Raw genomic sequence first — 14,435 nt, forward strand, 5'->3', positions numbered from 1 at the left:
TTACAGCAGACCGCTGACCTTGCCCTGAATCTCTGGCGACCATACGCCGCACTGAACCTGGCCGATGTGCGGCAGCTGTAGCAGCAACATTGTCAGGCGTGACTGACCGATACCGCCGCCGATGGTTTGCGGCATCTCGCCTTTTACCAGCGACTGGTGCCACTCCAGCGCCATGCGATCTTCATCGCCGGTTGTAGCCAGCTGGCGCTTCAGGGTTTCAGCATCCACGCGGATCCCCATAGAAGAGAGCTCGATAGCGTCTTCAAGCACCGGGTTCCACACCAGAATATCGCCGTTTAAACCGGCCAGGCCGCCTTCAGCCTGAGTAGACCAGTCATCATAATCCGGGGCGCGAACATCGTGACGCTTGCCGTCCGACAGTTTGCCGCCGATGCCCATCAAAAATACCGCGCCAAGTTCTTTGGCAATCGCACGTTCGCGGCCTTTGGCGTCCAGCTCAGGGAAGCGTTGTAGCAAGGTTTCGCTGTGAACAAAATGAATCTGCTCCGGCAGGAAAGCGTCCAGCCCAAAATGCTCGCTTACTTCAGCTTCGGTGGCTTTTATTGCCGCCCAAATGCTTTCTACCGTCTGTTTCAACGTCCCCAGGTGACGCTCGCCGTCTCCCATCACGCGTTCCCAGTCCCACTGATCCACATATACCGAGTGAATCGGTGATAAACGGTCTTCATCGGGGCGCAGGGCCTTCATGTGCGTGTAAAGCCCTTCGCCCGCGCTGAAGTCATGCTGGCCGAGCGTTTTTCTTTTCCATTTGGCCAGCGAATGCACCACTTCAAACTGCGCCTGAGGCAAGGTTTTCACCTTTACCTGCACCGCTTTTTCGCTGCCTGAGAGGTTGTCCTGTGTGCCATCACCCACGCGGCTAAGAATCGGGGCCTGGACTTCAATCAGACCAAGCTTCTCTTCCAGCTGACGGGAAAAATGAGCTTTCACAAAACTAATCTGGCGCTGTTTAGCAATGTAGGTAGTTTTCATGGTTTTTCTCTTTGTTGTGTTGTTTCTGTCAACGATTAAGCAACAAACATGGCACCAGATTCAATAATCAATAATAAAAAAGCCCTTCCTCTTTTTAATCGACGAATTTAAGGCTATAAAAAATGGAGAATCGGCATTTATCATAGGAAAAAGTGATGGATAATTATCAGATCGACAATCTCGATCGCGGGATACTGGAAGCATTAATGGCAAATGCGCGCACCGCTTATGCCGAACTGGCCAAACAATTTGGCGTCAGCCCGGGGACGATTCACGTTCGCGTAGAGAAGATGAAGCAGGCTGGCATCATTACCGGGGCACGCATCGACATCAGTCCAAAGCAGCTCGGCTATGACGTTTGCTGCTTTATCGGCATTATTCTTAAGAGCGCCAAAGATTACCCCTCGGCACTGACCAAGCTGGAAAACCTCGACGAAGTGACCGAGGCCTATTACACCACGGGCCACTACAGCATCTTTATTAAAGTAATGTGCCGATCTATTGATGCCCTGCAGCAGGTACTTATCAACAAGATCCAAACAATCGATGAAATTCAGTCCACGGAAACGCTGATCTCCCTGCAAAACCCGATCATGCGCACCATCCGCCCCTAAGCGTTAATTTTAATACCCATATTATCCACAGGTAGATCCCCGCTCTTTCACAGCGTACAATACGCCTCGATCTGAAAAGGCGGGACATAATGGCAGATATCACTCTGATTAGCGGCAGTACGCTTGGCAGCGCCGAGTATGTAGCAGAACACCTGGCTGAAAAGCTGGAGGAAGCGGGGCATAGCACTGAAATTCAGCACGGCCCTCTGCTGGAAGATCTGTCCACCAGCGGTATCTGGCTGGTTATCTCCTCTACGCACGGCGCTGGCGATCTGCCGGATAACCTGCAGCCTTTATATGACGCTATAAATGAACAGCGTCCGAACTTGAGCGGCGTAATCTACGGCGCAGTCGGAATAGGCAGCCGCGAATACGATACGTTTTGCGGTGCAATAGAGAAGATAGACCTGTTGCTGAGTGAATGTGGGGCCACCCGTTTGGGGGAATTGCTCAAAATAAACATCCTCGAACACGATATTCCTGAAGATCCGGCAGAGGTTTGGGTCGGATCATGGAAAAATTTACTCCCTGAAGTGTAAAGATCGTCCGATCAGATGTGGATAAGTCTGGTTAAAAGCTTGGATTAAGCAGTAGTTATCCAAATAATAACTCCTGTTCACTTTTTGAGTTGTGTATAAACCTCCATTCTGATCCCAGCTTATACTGTCTGGGATCACCGATCATTCACAGCAAACGATCCTTTCCAGGTCATTGATCCTGATGCAGTAAAATGGGTTATCCACAGAAGTGGTCGATCCTAATAAGAGATCATAATAAAGAGATCTTTAAATAAAAAAGATCTTCTTTTAATTACCAAAGATCCCGATGCTTTCTCGAAAGACTAAAGTTGAGTAGAATCCCCAGCCCGGGAAGTCACAAACCCTCATCGCGCAACCGAGGCAGTTACCATGTTTTATCCAGATCCTTTTGACGTCATCATCATCGGCGGGGGTCATGCAGGCACAGAGGCGGCAATGGCCGCAGCTCGTATGGGTCAGCAGACCCTGCTTCTGACACACAATATCGACACGCTGGGACAGATGTCCTGTAACCCGGCAATTGGCGGTATTGGCAAGGGACATTTGGTTAAGGAAGTGGACGCCCTCGGTGGCTTGATGGCGAAGGCCATCGACAGTGCCGGCATCCAGTTTAGGATACTAAACGCCAGCAAAGGCCCGGCGGTTCGCGCCACTCGTGCTCAGGCAGACCGCGTGCTTTACCGGCAAGCCGTTCGTACCGCACTGGAAAACCAGCCTAACTTGATGATCTTCCAGCAGGCGGTTGAAGACCTGATCGTCGAGAACGATCGCGTTGTCGGCGCCGTGACCCAAATGGGGCTTAAATTCCGCGCCAAAGCGGTTGTGCTCACCGTAGGCACCTTCCTCGACGGCAAGATCCACATCGGGATGGATAACTACAGCGGCGGACGTGCAGGCGATCCTCCTTCGATCCCGCTTTCCCGTCGTTTACGTGAACTCCCGCTGCGCGTCGGTCGCCTTAAAACCGGCACGCCTCCGCGTATTGACGCACGCACTATCGATTTCAGCGTACTTGCCCAGCAGCATGGCGATAATCCAATGCCGGTGTTCTCGTTCATGGGGAACGTTAACCAGCATCCTGCGCAAGTGCCGTGTTACATGACCTATACCAACGAGCAAACTCACGAGGTTATTCGTAATAACCTCGACCGCAGCCCAATGTATGCGGGTGTTATCGAAGGTATTGGCCCACGTTACTGCCCGTCTATCGAAGATAAAGTAATGCGTTTTGCCGACCGCAACGCACACCAGATCTTCCTTGAGCCGGAAGGCCTGACCAGCAACGAAATTTACCCGAACGGCATCTCCACCAGCCTGCCGTTTGACGTGCAGATGCAAATCGTCCGCTCGATGAAAGGGATGGAAAACGCGAAGATCGTTCGTCCTGGCTACGCTATTGAGTACGATTTCTTCGATCCGCGTGATTTGAAACCTACGCTGGAAAGTAAATATATTCAGGGCCTGTTCTTTGCCGGACAGATCAACGGGACGACCGGCTATGAAGAGGCCGCTGCCCAGGGTCTGCTCGCGGGTCTGAACGCCGCGCGCTCTTCGGCCGAAAAAGACGGTTGGGCGCCAGCGCGCTCCCAGGCCTACCTTGGTGTCCTGGTCGATGACCTGTGCACTCTGGGGACCAAAGAGCCGTACCGCATGTTTACCTCACGCGCCGAGTATCGCCTGATGCTGCGTGAAGACAACGCCGACCTGCGTCTTACCGAAGCGGGCCGCGAGCTGGGCCTGGTTGACGACGAGCGCTGGGCACGCTTTAACGACAAGCTTGAAATGATCGAGCGTGAGCGTCAGCGCCTGAAAGATGTCTGGCTGCACCCGCATTCTGAGCAAATCGAAGAAGTAAATGCTCGCCTTAGCGCACCGCTCTCGCGGGAAGCTAACGGTGAAGATCTGCTGCGTCGCCCGGAAATGACCTATGCTTCCATGATGCAGCTCTCGCCGTTTGCTCCGGGGCTTGAAGATCCTCAGGCTGCAGAGCAGGTTGAGATCCAGGTGAAATACGAAGGCTACATCGCTCGCCAGCAGGATGAGATTGAAAAACAGCAGCGTAACGAGAATACTTTGCTGCCTGCGACGCTTGATTACAGCCAGGTTAACGGGCTGTCCAACGAAGTGATTGCCAAGCTTAACGATCATAAACCGGTTTCTATTGGCCAGGCGACACGCATTTCGGGTATTACCCCTGCGGCGATCTCTATTTTGCTTATCTGGCTGAAAAAACAGGGTCTGCTGCGACGCAGCGCCTGAAAATAAACGATAACGGGCCAGGCAAACCTGGCCTATTTTTTTATGGGTTTTACAACGTGCTGACTAAATTATCCCGTCTGCTGAAAGAAGCGGGCATCACTCTACCGGAAACTCAGCAGCAGCAACTGGTGGGCTACGTCTCGCTGCTCGACAAATGGAACAAGGCTTACAACCTCACTTCGGTCCGCAATCCGGACGAAATGCTGGTACGCCATATTCTCGACAGCATCGTGGTTGAGCCTCACCTGCAGGGGAGTCGCTTTATCGACGTTGGCACGGGTCCTGGCCTGCCGGGTATTCCGCTGGCGATCGTTCGTCCGGACTCGCATTTCACCCTGCTGGACAGCCTCGGCAAGCGCGTGCGTTTTCTGCGCCAGGTCCAGCACGAACTTAAGCTTGAGAACATCACGCCGGTGCAGAGCAGGGTTGAAGATTTCCCGGCAGAACCGCCGTTTGACGGGGTTATCAGCCGCGCTTTCGCTTCGCTGAACGACATGGTGACCTGGTGCCACCACCTGCCGGGTGAGCACGGCCGCTTCTATGCGCTGAAAGGCATTCGCCCGGATGACGAGATAAGCGCTTTACCGGCAGGGTTTGCCGTCGAAGATATCGTCAAACTTGAGGTCCCCGGCCTGGAAGGGGAGAGGCATTTGGTGCGCATTAAGCCAAACAAAACTTAATATTTGTCAAAAAACGACGCGATAGAGATGTTTCACCCAGGTTAAAATTCCCCATCGTTACCGATGAAATGGTTGGTTACATTTAACCAAACTTTAACCAGGAATTATCCTAACCTTAACGCCGGATGAGTTAATTACCAGGGTAATAGTTTTATTTGAAAATATCATCCGGCTAAAATTACGTCGCAGAATGGTCTGTATTGGATGTTAAAAGTTTTACTGCGATGTCAATGAAAGGTTTAAATGACGTTTCAGGTTGTTTTAAACAGAGTATGCATTAATCAGCTTAATTATCAGTCATATGTAATTAGTGCTTTATGAGGCAGCAAAATCGCGGCCGGGGATAAGATGTTTAATTTGTGATCCCGTGCACGCTTTGCTGCTGGCTATTTCGGCTTATTTGCACTTTTTGAGGAAGCTGACGGGATTCATCAAAAGTAAGAAAATGGCCGTGCGGAAAATTAATTAAACATTTGTTCACCTTTTCGCTACTTATTGTTTGAAATCACTGGGCCGCACCGTATAATTTGCTCGCTTTTTGAGGCTTGACTCAGAGTCGCAAAGACAGTTTTATACGACACGCGACATACCTCATAGGTGGCAGGAGTTAGGAAACGTCATGTCAGTGTCGCTCTTGAGTAAGAACGTAGCCCGTAAGCTTCTGTTCATCCAACTTCTGGCTGTAGTGGCAATCGGACTGCTGTTTTGCCTGAAAGCTCCCTCATGGGGCGCTTCTGCCGTTGGCGGAGGCATGGCAGTTTGGCTGCCAAACGTACTGTTTATGATTTTTGCCTGGCGCCATCAGGCGCATACACCCTCTAAAGGCCGCGTGGCCTGGACATTCGCCATCGGCGAAGTGCTGAAGGTGATTGCGACCTTTACTATTCTGGTGGTGGCGCTGGCGTACTTTAAGGCGGTGTTTTTGCCGCTAATAGTGACGTGGGTTTCGGTGCTGGTTGTGCAGATACTCGCACCAGCTGTAATTAACAACAAAGGGTAAGAGGCATCATGTCTGCAGGAGAAATCTCTACACCGCAGGAGTATATAGGTCACCACCTGAATAACCTTCAGCTGGACCTGCGTACTTTCTCGCTGGTGGATCCGCATAACCCCCCGGCTACCTTCTGGACGCTCAACATCGACTCCATGTTCTTCTCAGTATTTCTGGGTCTGGTGTTCCTGGTGTTGTTCCGTAAAGTGGCGAAAACCGCGACCAGCGGCGTCCCGGGTAAATTTCAGACTTTTGTAGAGCTGATCATTGGCTTTGTACATGGCAGCGTGAAAGACATGTACCATGGCAAAAGCAAGGTTATCGCTCCACTGGCTCTGACGATTTTCGTCTGGGTCTTCCTGATGAACGTGATGGACCTGTTGCCAATCGATCTGCTGCCGTACATCGGCGAGCACATCTTTGGCCTCCCTGCCCTGCGTGTGGTGCCGTCTGCTGACGTGAATATCACCCTCTCAATGGCGCTGGGCGTGTTTGTCCTGATCCTGTTCTACAGCATCAAAATGAAAGGCATTGGCGGCTTCACGAAAGAGCTGACGCTGCAGCCGTTCAATCACTGGGCATTTATTCCGTTCAACTTAATCCTTGAAGGGGTAAGCCTGCTGTCCAAACCTGTATCGCTGGGTCTGCGACTGTTCGGCAACATGTATGCCGGTGAGCTGATTTTCATTCTGATTGCTGGCCTGCTGCCGTGGTGGTCACAGTGGATTCTGAATGTGCCATGGGCCATTTTCCACATCCTGATTATTACGCTGCAAGCCTTCATCTTCATGGTTCTGACGATCGTCTATCTGTCGATGGCGTCTGAAGAACATTAATTTACTTACCACTACTGCGTTTAACTGAAACAAACTTGGAGACTGTCATGGAAAACCTGAATATGGATCTGCTGTACATGGCTGCCGCTGTGATGATGGGTCTGGCGGCAATCGGTGCTGCGATCGGTATCGGCATCCTCGGGGGCAAATTCCTGGAAGGCGCTGCACGCCAACCAGATCTGATTCCACTGCTGCGTACTCAGTTCTTTATCGTTATGGGTCTGGTGGATGCAATCCCAATGATCGCTGTTGGTCTGGGTCTGTACGTGATGTTCGCCGTCGCGTAGTGAGCGATGTTTGAGTCATCAAGCAATATCAGAACGTTAACTAACAAAGAGGCATTGTGCTGTGAACATTAACGCAACAATCCTCGGCCAGGCCATCGCGTTTGTCCTGTTTGTTCTGTTCTGCATGAAGTATGTATGGCCGCCTTTAATGGCAGCCATCGAGAAACGTCAAAAAGAAATTGCTGACGGTCTTGCTTCTGCTGAACGTGCTCACAAGGACCTTGACCTTGCACAGGCCAACGCGACCGACCAGCTGAAAAAAGCCAAAGCGGAAGCTCAGGTGATTATTGAGCAGGCGAACAAACGCCGTGCGCAGATCCTTGATGAAGCGAAAACTGAGGCAGAGCAGGAACGTAATAAAATCGTTGAACAGGCTCAGGCAGAAATCGACGCGGAGCGTAAGCGCGCTCGTGAAGAGCTGCGTAAGCAGGTCGCTCTGCTGGCAATTGCCGGTGCCGAGAAGATAATCGAACGTTCCGTAGATGAAGCTGCTAACAGCGACATCGTCGATAAACTGGTCGCTGAACTGTAAGGAGGGAGGGGCTGATGTCTGAATTTGTTACTGTAGCTCGCCCCTACGCCAAAGCAGCTTTTGACTTTGCCGTCGAACACCAGAGCGTAGACCGCTGGCAGAACATGCTGGCGTTTGCTGCCGAGGTAACGAAAAACGAACAAATGGAAGAGCTCCTTTCCGGTGCACTGGCACCTGAAACGCTCGCAGATTCGTTCATCGCCATTTGCGGCGAGCAGCTGGATGCCAACGGCCAAAACCTGATTCGGGTTATGGCTGATAATGGTCGTTTGAAAGCGCTCCCGGATGTTCTCGAGCAGTTTGCGCATTTACGCGCCCTGAGCGAAGCCATTGCTGAAGTTCAAGTAACTTCTGCGGCTTCCCTGAGTGATGAACAGCTTGCGAATATTACCGCTGCAATGGAAAAACGTCTGTCACGCAAAGTTAAGCTGAATTGCAAAATCGATAAGTCTGTTATGGCGGGCGTTATCATCCAGTCGGGTGATATGGTCATTGACGGTAGCGTACGCGGCCGTCTTGAACGCCTTGCAGACGTCTTGCAGTCTTAAGGGGACTGGAGCATGCAACTGAATTCCACCGAAATCAGCGAACTGATCAAGCAGCGCATTGCTCAGTTCAATGTTGTGAGTGAAGCTCACAACGAAGGTACAATTGTATCTGTAAGTGACGGTATTATCCGCGTTCACGGCCTGGCCGATTGTATGCAGGGTGAGATGATTTCCCTGCCGGGAAACCGTTACGCTATCGCACTGAACCTGGAGCGCGACTCCGTAGGTGCCGTAGTTATGGGCCCATACGCTGACCTTGCCGAAGGCATGAAAGTTAAGTGTACTGGCCGTATCCTCGAAGTACCGGTTGGCCGTGGCCTGCTGGGCCGCGTGGTGAACACCCTGGGTGCACCAATTGACGGTAAAGGTCCGATTGATAACGATGGCTTCTCGCCAATCGAAGTTATCGCACCGGGCGTTATCGAACGTCAGTCCGTCGATCAGCCGGTTCAAACGGGTTATAAATCCGTTGATGCCATGATCCCAATCGGTCGTGGTCAGCGTGAACTTATCATCGGTGACCGTCAGACCGGTAAAACCGCGATGGCAATCGACGCCATCATCAACCAGCGTGACTCCGGCATCAAATGTGTGTACGTGGCTATCGGCCAGAAAGCGTCCACCATTTCTAACGTAGTTCGTAAGCTGGAAGAGCACGGCGCGCTGGCTAACACCATCGTTGTTGTGGCGACCGCTTCTGAATCCGCTGCACTGCAATACCTGGCGCCATATGCCGGTTGTGCAATGGGTGAATACTTCCGTGACCGCGGTGAAGATGCGCTGATCGTATACGATGACCTGTCCAAACAGGCTGTTGCTTACCGTCAGGTTTCCCTGCTGCTTCGTCGTCCACCGGGCCGTGAAGCCTTCCCTGGCGACGTGTTCTACCTCCACTCCCGTCTGCTGGAGCGCGCATCCCGCGTTAACGCTGAATACGTCGAGAACTTCACCAAAGGTGAAGTAAAAGGTAAAACCGGCTCCCTGACCGCGCTGCCGATCATCGAAACTCAGGCTGGTGACGTTTCTGCGTTCGTTCCGACCAACGTAATTTCGATTACCGATGGTCAGATCTTCCTGGAAACCAACCTGTTTAACTCCGGTATTCGTCCGGCAGTTAACCCGGGTATCTCGGTATCTCGTGTTGGTGGTGCTGCTCAGACCAAGATCATCAAGAAACTGTCCGGTGGTATTCGTACCGCGCTGGCACAGTATCGTGAACTGGCTGCGTTCTCTCAGTTCGCATCCGATCTGGACGAAGCAACCCGTAAACAGCTGAGCCATGGTCAGAAAGTGACCGAGCTGCTGAAACAGAAACAGTATGCCCCAATGTCTGTTGCACAGCAGGGCCTGGTGCTGTTCGCGGCTGAACGCGGTTACCTCGAAGACGTGGAACTGGCGAAAATCGGTAGCTTCGAAGCCGCTCTGCTGGCTTACGCTGACCGTGATCACGCTCCGCTGATGCAAGAGATTAACCAGACCGGTGGCTATAACGATGAGATCGAAGGCAAGCTGAAAGGCATCCTCGACTCGTTTAAAGCAACCCAGTCCTGGTAACGTCTGGCGGCTTGCCTTAGGGCAGGCCGCGAGGCATTGAGGAGAAGCTCATGGCCGGCGCAAAAGAGATACGTAGTAAGATCGCAAGCGTCCAGAACACGCAGAAGATCACCAAAGCGATGGAAATGGTCGCCGCTTCCAAAATGCGTAAATCGCAGGATCGCATGGCGGCCAGCCGTCCTTATGCAGATACCATGCGCAAAGTGATTGGTCACCTTGCAACCGGTAATCTGGAATATAAGCACCCTTACCTGGAAGAACGCGACGTTAAGCGCGTGGGCTACCTGGTGGTGTCGACCGATCGTGGTCTGTGCGGTGGTTTGAACATCAACCTGTTCAAAAAAGTGCTGGCGGATATGAAAGCATGGTCCGATAAAGGCGTTCAGAGCGAACTCGCGATGATCGGCTCAAAAGGCGTGTCTTTCTTCAATTCCGTTGGTGGCAACGTGGTTGCTCAGGTGACCGGTATGGGAGATAACCCTTCCCTGTCCGAACTGATTGGCCCGGTGAAAGTGATGTTACAGGCCTACGACGAAGGTCGTCTGGACAAGCTGTACGTTGTAAGCAACAAATTTATCAACACCATGTCTCAGGTTCCGACCATCACTCAGCTGCTGCCGTTACCGGCATCAGAAGATGAGGAGCTGAAGCGTAAATCCTGGGACTACCTGTACGAACCGGATCCGAAAGCGCTGCTGGACACCCTGCTGCGTCGTTATGTCGAATCTCAGGTTTATCAGGGCGTCGTAGAAAACCTGGCCAGCGAGCAGGCCGCGCGTATGGTGGCGATGAAAGCCGCGACCGATAATGGCGGCAGCCTGATTAAAGAGCTGCAGTTGGTCTACAACAAAGCTCGTCAGGCCAGCATTACTCAGGAACTCACCGAAATCGTCGGTGGCGCGTCCGCGGTTTAACCAGGTTATTACCCTAAATAGTTCGGTTTGCAGAAAGACGGCAACTGAGCGAATCCTTCGGAGCTTGCTTAAGTAAGTGACTGAGGTGAGGGAAGGCAGTCAACGCGTCTGCAAATTGAAATATGACGGGTAAACGAATTACGTAGAGGATTCAAGATGGCTACTGGAAAGATTGTCCAGGTAATCGGCGCCGTGGTGGACGTCGAGTTCCCTCAGGACGGCGTACCGCGCGTTTATGATGCGCTTGAAGTACAAAATAACAGCGAGCAGCTGGTGCTGGAAGTTCAGCAGCAGCTCGGCGGCGGTATCGTGCGTACCATCGCTATGGGTTCTTCCGACGGTCTGCGTCGTGGTCTGGAAGTTAAAGACCTCGAGCACCCGATCGAAGTCCCGGTAGGTAAAGCGACCCTTGGCCGTATCATGAACGTGCTGGGTCAGCCGATCGACATGAAAGGCGATATCGGCGAAGAAGACCGTTGGGCTATTCACCGCGCGGCACCTTCCTATGAAGAGCTGTCCAGCTCTCAGGAACTGCTGGAAACCGGCATCAAAGTAATCGACCTTATCTGTCCGTTCGCTAAGGGCGGTAAAGTAGGTCTGTTCGGTGGTGCGGGCGTGGGTAAAACCGTAAACATGATGGAGCTTATCCGTAACATCGCGATCGAGCACTCCGGCTACTCCGTGTTTGCGGGCGTGGGTGAGCGTACTCGTGAGGGTAACGACTTCTATCACGAAATGACCGACTCCAACGTTCTGGACAAAGTTGCCCTGGTTTACGGCCAGATGAACGAGCCACCGGGTAACCGTCTGCGCGTAGCGCTGACCGGTCTGACCATCGCGGAGAAATTCCGTGACGAAGGTCGTGACGTTCTGCTGTTCGTTGATAACATCTACCGTTACACCCTGGCCGGTACTGAAGTATCCGCGCTGCTGGGTCGTATGCCTTCTGCGGTAGGTTACCAGCCAACTCTGGCGGAAGAGATGGGTGTTCTTCAGGAGCGTATTACCTCCACCAAGACCGGTTCCATCACCTCCGTACAGGCCGTTTACGTTCCTGCGGATGACTTGACTGACCCGTCTCCGGCGACCACCTTTGCGCACCTGGACTCAACCGTTACGCTGAGCCGCCAGATCGCATCTCTGGGTATTTACCCGGCAGTAGACCCGCTGGACTCCACCAGCCGTCAGCTGGACCCGCTGGTTGTTGGTCAGGAACACTACGATACCGCTCGTGGCGTACAGTCTATCCTGCAGCGTTACCAGGAACTGAAAGACATCATCGCCATCCTGGGTATGGACGAACTGTCTGAAGAAGACAAACTGGTTGTGGCACGTGCGCGTAAGATCCAGCGCTTCCTGTCCCAGCCATTCTTCGTAGCAGAAGTCTTTACCGGTTCTCCAGGCAAATACGTTTCGCTGAAAGATACCATCCGTGGCTTTAAAGGCATCATGGACGGCGAATACGACCATCTGCCAGAGCAGGCGTTCTACATGGTTGGCTCTATCGACGAAGCCGTTGAGAAAGCTAAAAAACTTTAACGCCTAATCGGAGGGTGACATGGCTATGACATATCACCTGGACGTCGTCAGCGCGGAGAAGCAACTGTTCTCCGGTCTGGTCGAGAAGATCCAGGTAACGGGTAGCGAAGGTGAACTGGGTATTTTCCCGGGCCACGCCCCGCTGCTCACCGCCATTAAGCCTGGTATGATCCGCATCGTGAAGCAGCACGGACATGAAGAGTTTATCTACCTGTCCGGTGGTGTTCTGGAAGTGCAGCCGGGTAACGTAACCGTACTGGCTGACACAGCGATTCGCGGCCAGGATCTCGACGAAGCGCGAGCCCTGGAAGCGAAACGTAAAGCTGAAGAACACATGCATAGCTCCCACGGCGACGTGGACTACGCTCAGGCTTCTGCTGAACTGGCTAAGGCTATCGCCAAACTGCGCGTTATCGAGTTAACCAGAAAAGCGATGTAACTACCTGCTTGAAAAGACAAATGCCAGTCCGGGAAACCAGACTGGCATTTTTTTTATCCCTCAGCTTTATTCCGGCGCTAAAATAAGCTCTAAACTCGCTATATAGCTGTAACAAAGAGAGATTAGGCCAAATTTCTACTTTTTACCCTCAGGCTGGTGCCGGTGTTTATAAAAAACAGGCCCCAAAACGCCCGGTAATGGATGATTTAGCGGCAATGCATTTTTTGCTGCAAAATATGTAGAATTTTCAAGGCTAAATCGGTTTACTTCTCGAACTCACACGATTCAGGACACGTATGTCAAACAGTGCAATGAGCGTGGTTATCCTTGCCGCAGGCAAAGGGACCCGCATGTATTCAGACCTCCCGAAAGTGCTGCACACTCTGGCCGGAAAGCCAATGGTTCAGCATGTTATTGATGCGGCTAATAAGCTGGGCGCTCAGCGGGTTAACCTGGTATACGGCCACGGCGGCGAACTGCTTAAGCAGACCCTGAGCGATGACTCTCTGAACTGGGTGCTTCAGGCGGAACAGCTGGGAACCGGCCACGCAATGCAAATGGCCGCGCCTTTCTTTGCCGATGACGAAGACATTCTGATGCTTTACGGCGACGTGCCGCTGATCTCTGTTGATACTTTACGGCGCCTGCGTGAAGCCAAACCGCAAGGCGGCATTGGCCTGCTGACCGTTAAGCTTGACGATCCAACCGGCTATGGCCGTATTGCGCGTGAAAACGGGAAAGTTGTCGGCATTGTTGAACATAAAGACGCGAGCGAAGAGCAGCGCAAAATCAACGAGATCAACACCGGGATTCTGGTGGCTAACGGCGCAGACCTGAAGCGCTGGCTTGGTAAGCTGGATAACAACAACGCCCAGGGCGAGTTCTACATCACGGACATTATTGCCCTGGCCCACGGTGAAGGGCGCGAAATCGCCGCCGTTCATCCGGATCGACTGAGTGAAGTTGAGGGCGTGAATAACCGCCTGCAACTCTCCCGCCTTGAGCGCGTATTCCAGACCGAACAGGCGGACAAGCTGCTGCTGGCCGGCGTCATGCTGCGCGATCCGGCACGTTTCGATCTGCGCGGTGAATTGGTTCACGGGCGTGATGTCGAGATTGATACTAATGTGATTGTGGAAGGCAAGGTCACGCTGGGCAATCGCGTCAAAATTGGCACCGGCTGTGTTATCAAGAACGCGGTAATCGGTGATGACTGTGAAATCAGTCCTTATACCGTTATCGAAGACGCCACGCTTGAAGCAGCCTGCACCATTGGGCCGTTTGCCCGCCTGCGCCCAGGCGCCGAGCTGGCAGAAGGCGCACACGTCGGTAACTTCGTTGAAATGAAGAAAGCTCGCCTGGGCAAAGGTTCTAAAGCTGGCCACCTGAGCTACCTCGGTGATGCGGAAATTGGCGACAACGTAAACATTGGCGCGGGCACCATCACCTGTAACTACGACGGTGCAAACAAACACAAAACCATCATCGGCGACGATGTCTTTGTCGGCTCCGACACTCAGCTGGTGGCTCCTGTCACCGTGGCTCGCGGCGTAACTATTGGCGCCGGGACGACAATCACGCGTGATGTGGCGGAAAACGAACTGGTGATTAGCCGCGTGAAGCAGACCCATATTCAGGGCTGGCAGCGTCCGGTGAAGAAAAAGTAACGGATTTATACCCCTCACCCTAACCCTCTCCCCACAGGGGAGA

15 protein-coding genes are annotated in these 14,435 nt (G+C 52.6%); 14 read left to right on the forward strand and 1 reads right to left on the reverse strand.

Annotated elements, in window-relative coordinates; translation table 11 throughout:
* On the reverse strand, positions 1-993 hold the full coding sequence (gene asnA / locus FOC35_RS08815; RefSeq protein WP_172568702.1) for an aspartate--ammonia ligase: 993 nt from the start codon (positions 991-993) through the stop codon (positions 1-3).
* Between the two features lie 155 nt (positions 994-1,148).
* Here asnA and asnC point away from each other — a divergent pair, with 155 nt between their 5' ends.
* The 14 genes from asnC (at position 1,149) to glmU (ending at position 14,392) form a co-directional block, all read left to right on the forward strand.
* Positions 1,149-1,607, forward strand: coding sequence for a transcriptional regulator AsnC (gene asnC / locus FOC35_RS08820; protein ID WP_008457765.1), 459 nt, complete (start codon positions 1,149-1,151; stop codon positions 1,605-1,607).
* 89 nt (positions 1,608-1,696) lie between these two features.
* Complete coding sequence (gene mioC / locus FOC35_RS08825) at positions 1,697-2,146, forward strand: FMN-binding protein MioC (protein ID WP_016538833.1); 450 nt, start codon at positions 1,697-1,699, stop codon at positions 2,144-2,146.
* 369 nt (positions 2,147-2,515) lie between these two features.
* Positions 2,516-4,405 (forward strand): tRNA uridine-5-carboxymethylaminomethyl(34) synthesis enzyme MnmG, encoded by a 1,890-nt coding sequence (mnmG, locus tag FOC35_RS08830; RefSeq protein WP_016538832.1) that lies wholly within the window; start codon positions 2,516-2,518, stop codon positions 4,403-4,405.
* Positions 4,406-4,461: 56 nt separating this feature from the next.
* Positions 4,462-5,085: a 16S rRNA (guanine(527)-N(7))-methyltransferase RsmG gene (gene rsmG, locus FOC35_RS08835; protein WP_016538831.1), complete on the forward strand. Its 624-nt coding sequence runs from the start codon at positions 4,462-4,464 to the stop codon at positions 5,083-5,085.
* Between the two features lie 619 nt (positions 5,086-5,704).
* Positions 5,705-6,085: a F0F1 ATP synthase subunit I gene (gene atpI / locus FOC35_RS08840; RefSeq protein ID WP_016538829.1), complete on the forward strand. Its 381-nt coding sequence runs from the start codon at positions 5,705-5,707 to the stop codon at positions 6,083-6,085.
* A gap of 8 nt (positions 6,086-6,093) precedes the next feature.
* Complete coding sequence (gene atpB, locus FOC35_RS08845; protein WP_016538828.1) at positions 6,094-6,912, forward strand: F0F1 ATP synthase subunit A; 819 nt, start codon at positions 6,094-6,096, stop codon at positions 6,910-6,912.
* A gap of 47 nt (positions 6,913-6,959) precedes the next feature.
* Positions 6,960-7,199, forward strand: a complete 240-nt coding sequence (atpE, locus tag FOC35_RS08850) for a F0F1 ATP synthase subunit C (RefSeq protein ID WP_000429386.1) — start codon at positions 6,960-6,962, stop codon at positions 7,197-7,199.
* Positions 7,200-7,260: 61 nt separating this feature from the next.
* Entirely contained in the window at positions 7,261-7,731 is a 471-nt protein-coding gene (gene atpF / locus FOC35_RS08855; protein ID WP_016538827.1) for a F0F1 ATP synthase subunit B, read from the forward strand.
* A 14-nt stretch (positions 7,732-7,745) separates the two neighbouring features.
* The gene (atpH, locus tag FOC35_RS08860) at positions 7,746-8,279 is read left to right on the forward strand and encodes a F0F1 ATP synthase subunit delta (protein WP_016538826.1); all 534 of its coding nucleotides are present in this window, start codon (positions 7,746-7,748) and stop codon (positions 8,277-8,279) included.
* A 12-nt stretch (positions 8,280-8,291) separates the two neighbouring features.
* Positions 8,292-9,833 (forward strand): F0F1 ATP synthase subunit alpha, encoded by a 1,542-nt coding sequence (gene atpA, locus FOC35_RS08865; RefSeq protein WP_016538825.1) that lies wholly within the window; start codon positions 8,292-8,294, stop codon positions 9,831-9,833.
* A 50-nt stretch (positions 9,834-9,883) separates the two neighbouring features.
* Positions 9,884-10,747 (forward strand): F0F1 ATP synthase subunit gamma, encoded by an 864-nt coding sequence (gene atpG, locus FOC35_RS08870; protein WP_016538824.1) that lies wholly within the window; start codon positions 9,884-9,886, stop codon positions 10,745-10,747.
* A gap of 156 nt (positions 10,748-10,903) precedes the next feature.
* The gene (gene atpD, locus FOC35_RS08875; protein ID WP_016538823.1) at positions 10,904-12,286 is read left to right on the forward strand and encodes a F0F1 ATP synthase subunit beta; all 1,383 of its coding nucleotides are present in this window, start codon (positions 10,904-10,906) and stop codon (positions 12,284-12,286) included.
* A 19-nt stretch (positions 12,287-12,305) separates the two neighbouring features.
* A complete protein-coding gene (locus tag FOC35_RS08880) occupies positions 12,306-12,725 on the forward strand; it encodes a F0F1 ATP synthase subunit epsilon (protein WP_016538822.1) in 420 nt (139 codons plus the stop codon).
* A 296-nt stretch (positions 12,726-13,021) separates the two neighbouring features.
* Positions 13,022-14,392 (forward strand): bifunctional UDP-N-acetylglucosamine diphosphorylase/glucosamine-1-phosphate N-acetyltransferase GlmU, encoded by a 1,371-nt coding sequence (glmU, locus tag FOC35_RS08885; protein WP_172568703.1) that lies wholly within the window; start codon positions 13,022-13,024, stop codon positions 14,390-14,392.
* The last annotated feature ends 43 nt before the right edge of the window (positions 14,393-14,435 follow it).

Source organism: Cedecea sp. FDAARGOS_727, assembly GCF_012273235.1.
Taxonomy (GTDB): domain Bacteria; phylum Pseudomonadota; class Gammaproteobacteria; order Enterobacterales; family Enterobacteriaceae; genus Cedecea; species Cedecea davisae.

Excerpts from the sequence above, each read along its gene's own strand:
- asnA (WP_172568702.1), bottom strand. The coding sequence starts at position 993 with ATGAAAACTACCTACATTGCTAAACAGCGCCAGATTAGTTTTGTGAAA.
- asnC (WP_008457765.1), top strand. The coding sequence starts at position 1,149 with ATGGATAATTATCAGATCGACAATCTCGATCGCGGGATACTGGAAGCA.
- mioC (WP_016538833.1), top strand. The coding sequence starts at position 1,697 with ATGGCAGATATCACTCTGATTAGCGGCAGTACGCTTGGCAGCGCCGAG.
- mnmG (WP_016538832.1), top strand. The coding sequence starts at position 2,516 with ATGTTTTATCCAGATCCTTTTGACGTCATCATCATCGGCGGGGGTCAT.
- atpI (WP_016538829.1), top strand. The coding sequence starts at position 5,705 with ATGTCAGTGTCGCTCTTGAGTAAGAACGTAGCCCGTAAGCTTCTGTTC.
- atpB (WP_016538828.1), top strand. The coding sequence starts at position 6,094 with ATGTCTGCAGGAGAAATCTCTACACCGCAGGAGTATATAGGTCACCAC.
- atpE (WP_000429386.1), top strand. The coding sequence starts at position 6,960 with ATGGAAAACCTGAATATGGATCTGCTGTACATGGCTGCCGCTGTGATG.
- atpH (WP_016538826.1), top strand. The coding sequence starts at position 7,746 with ATGTCTGAATTTGTTACTGTAGCTCGCCCCTACGCCAAAGCAGCTTTT.
- atpA (WP_016538825.1), top strand. The coding sequence starts at position 8,292 with ATGCAACTGAATTCCACCGAAATCAGCGAACTGATCAAGCAGCGCATT.
- atpG (WP_016538824.1), top strand. The coding sequence starts at position 9,884 with ATGGCCGGCGCAAAAGAGATACGTAGTAAGATCGCAAGCGTCCAGAAC.
- atpD (WP_016538823.1), top strand. The coding sequence starts at position 10,904 with ATGGCTACTGGAAAGATTGTCCAGGTAATCGGCGCCGTGGTGGACGTC.
- FOC35_RS08880 (WP_016538822.1), top strand. The coding sequence starts at position 12,306 with ATGGCTATGACATATCACCTGGACGTCGTCAGCGCGGAGAAGCAACTG.
- glmU (WP_172568703.1), top strand. The coding sequence starts at position 13,022 with ATGTCAAACAGTGCAATGAGCGTGGTTATCCTTGCCGCAGGCAAAGGG.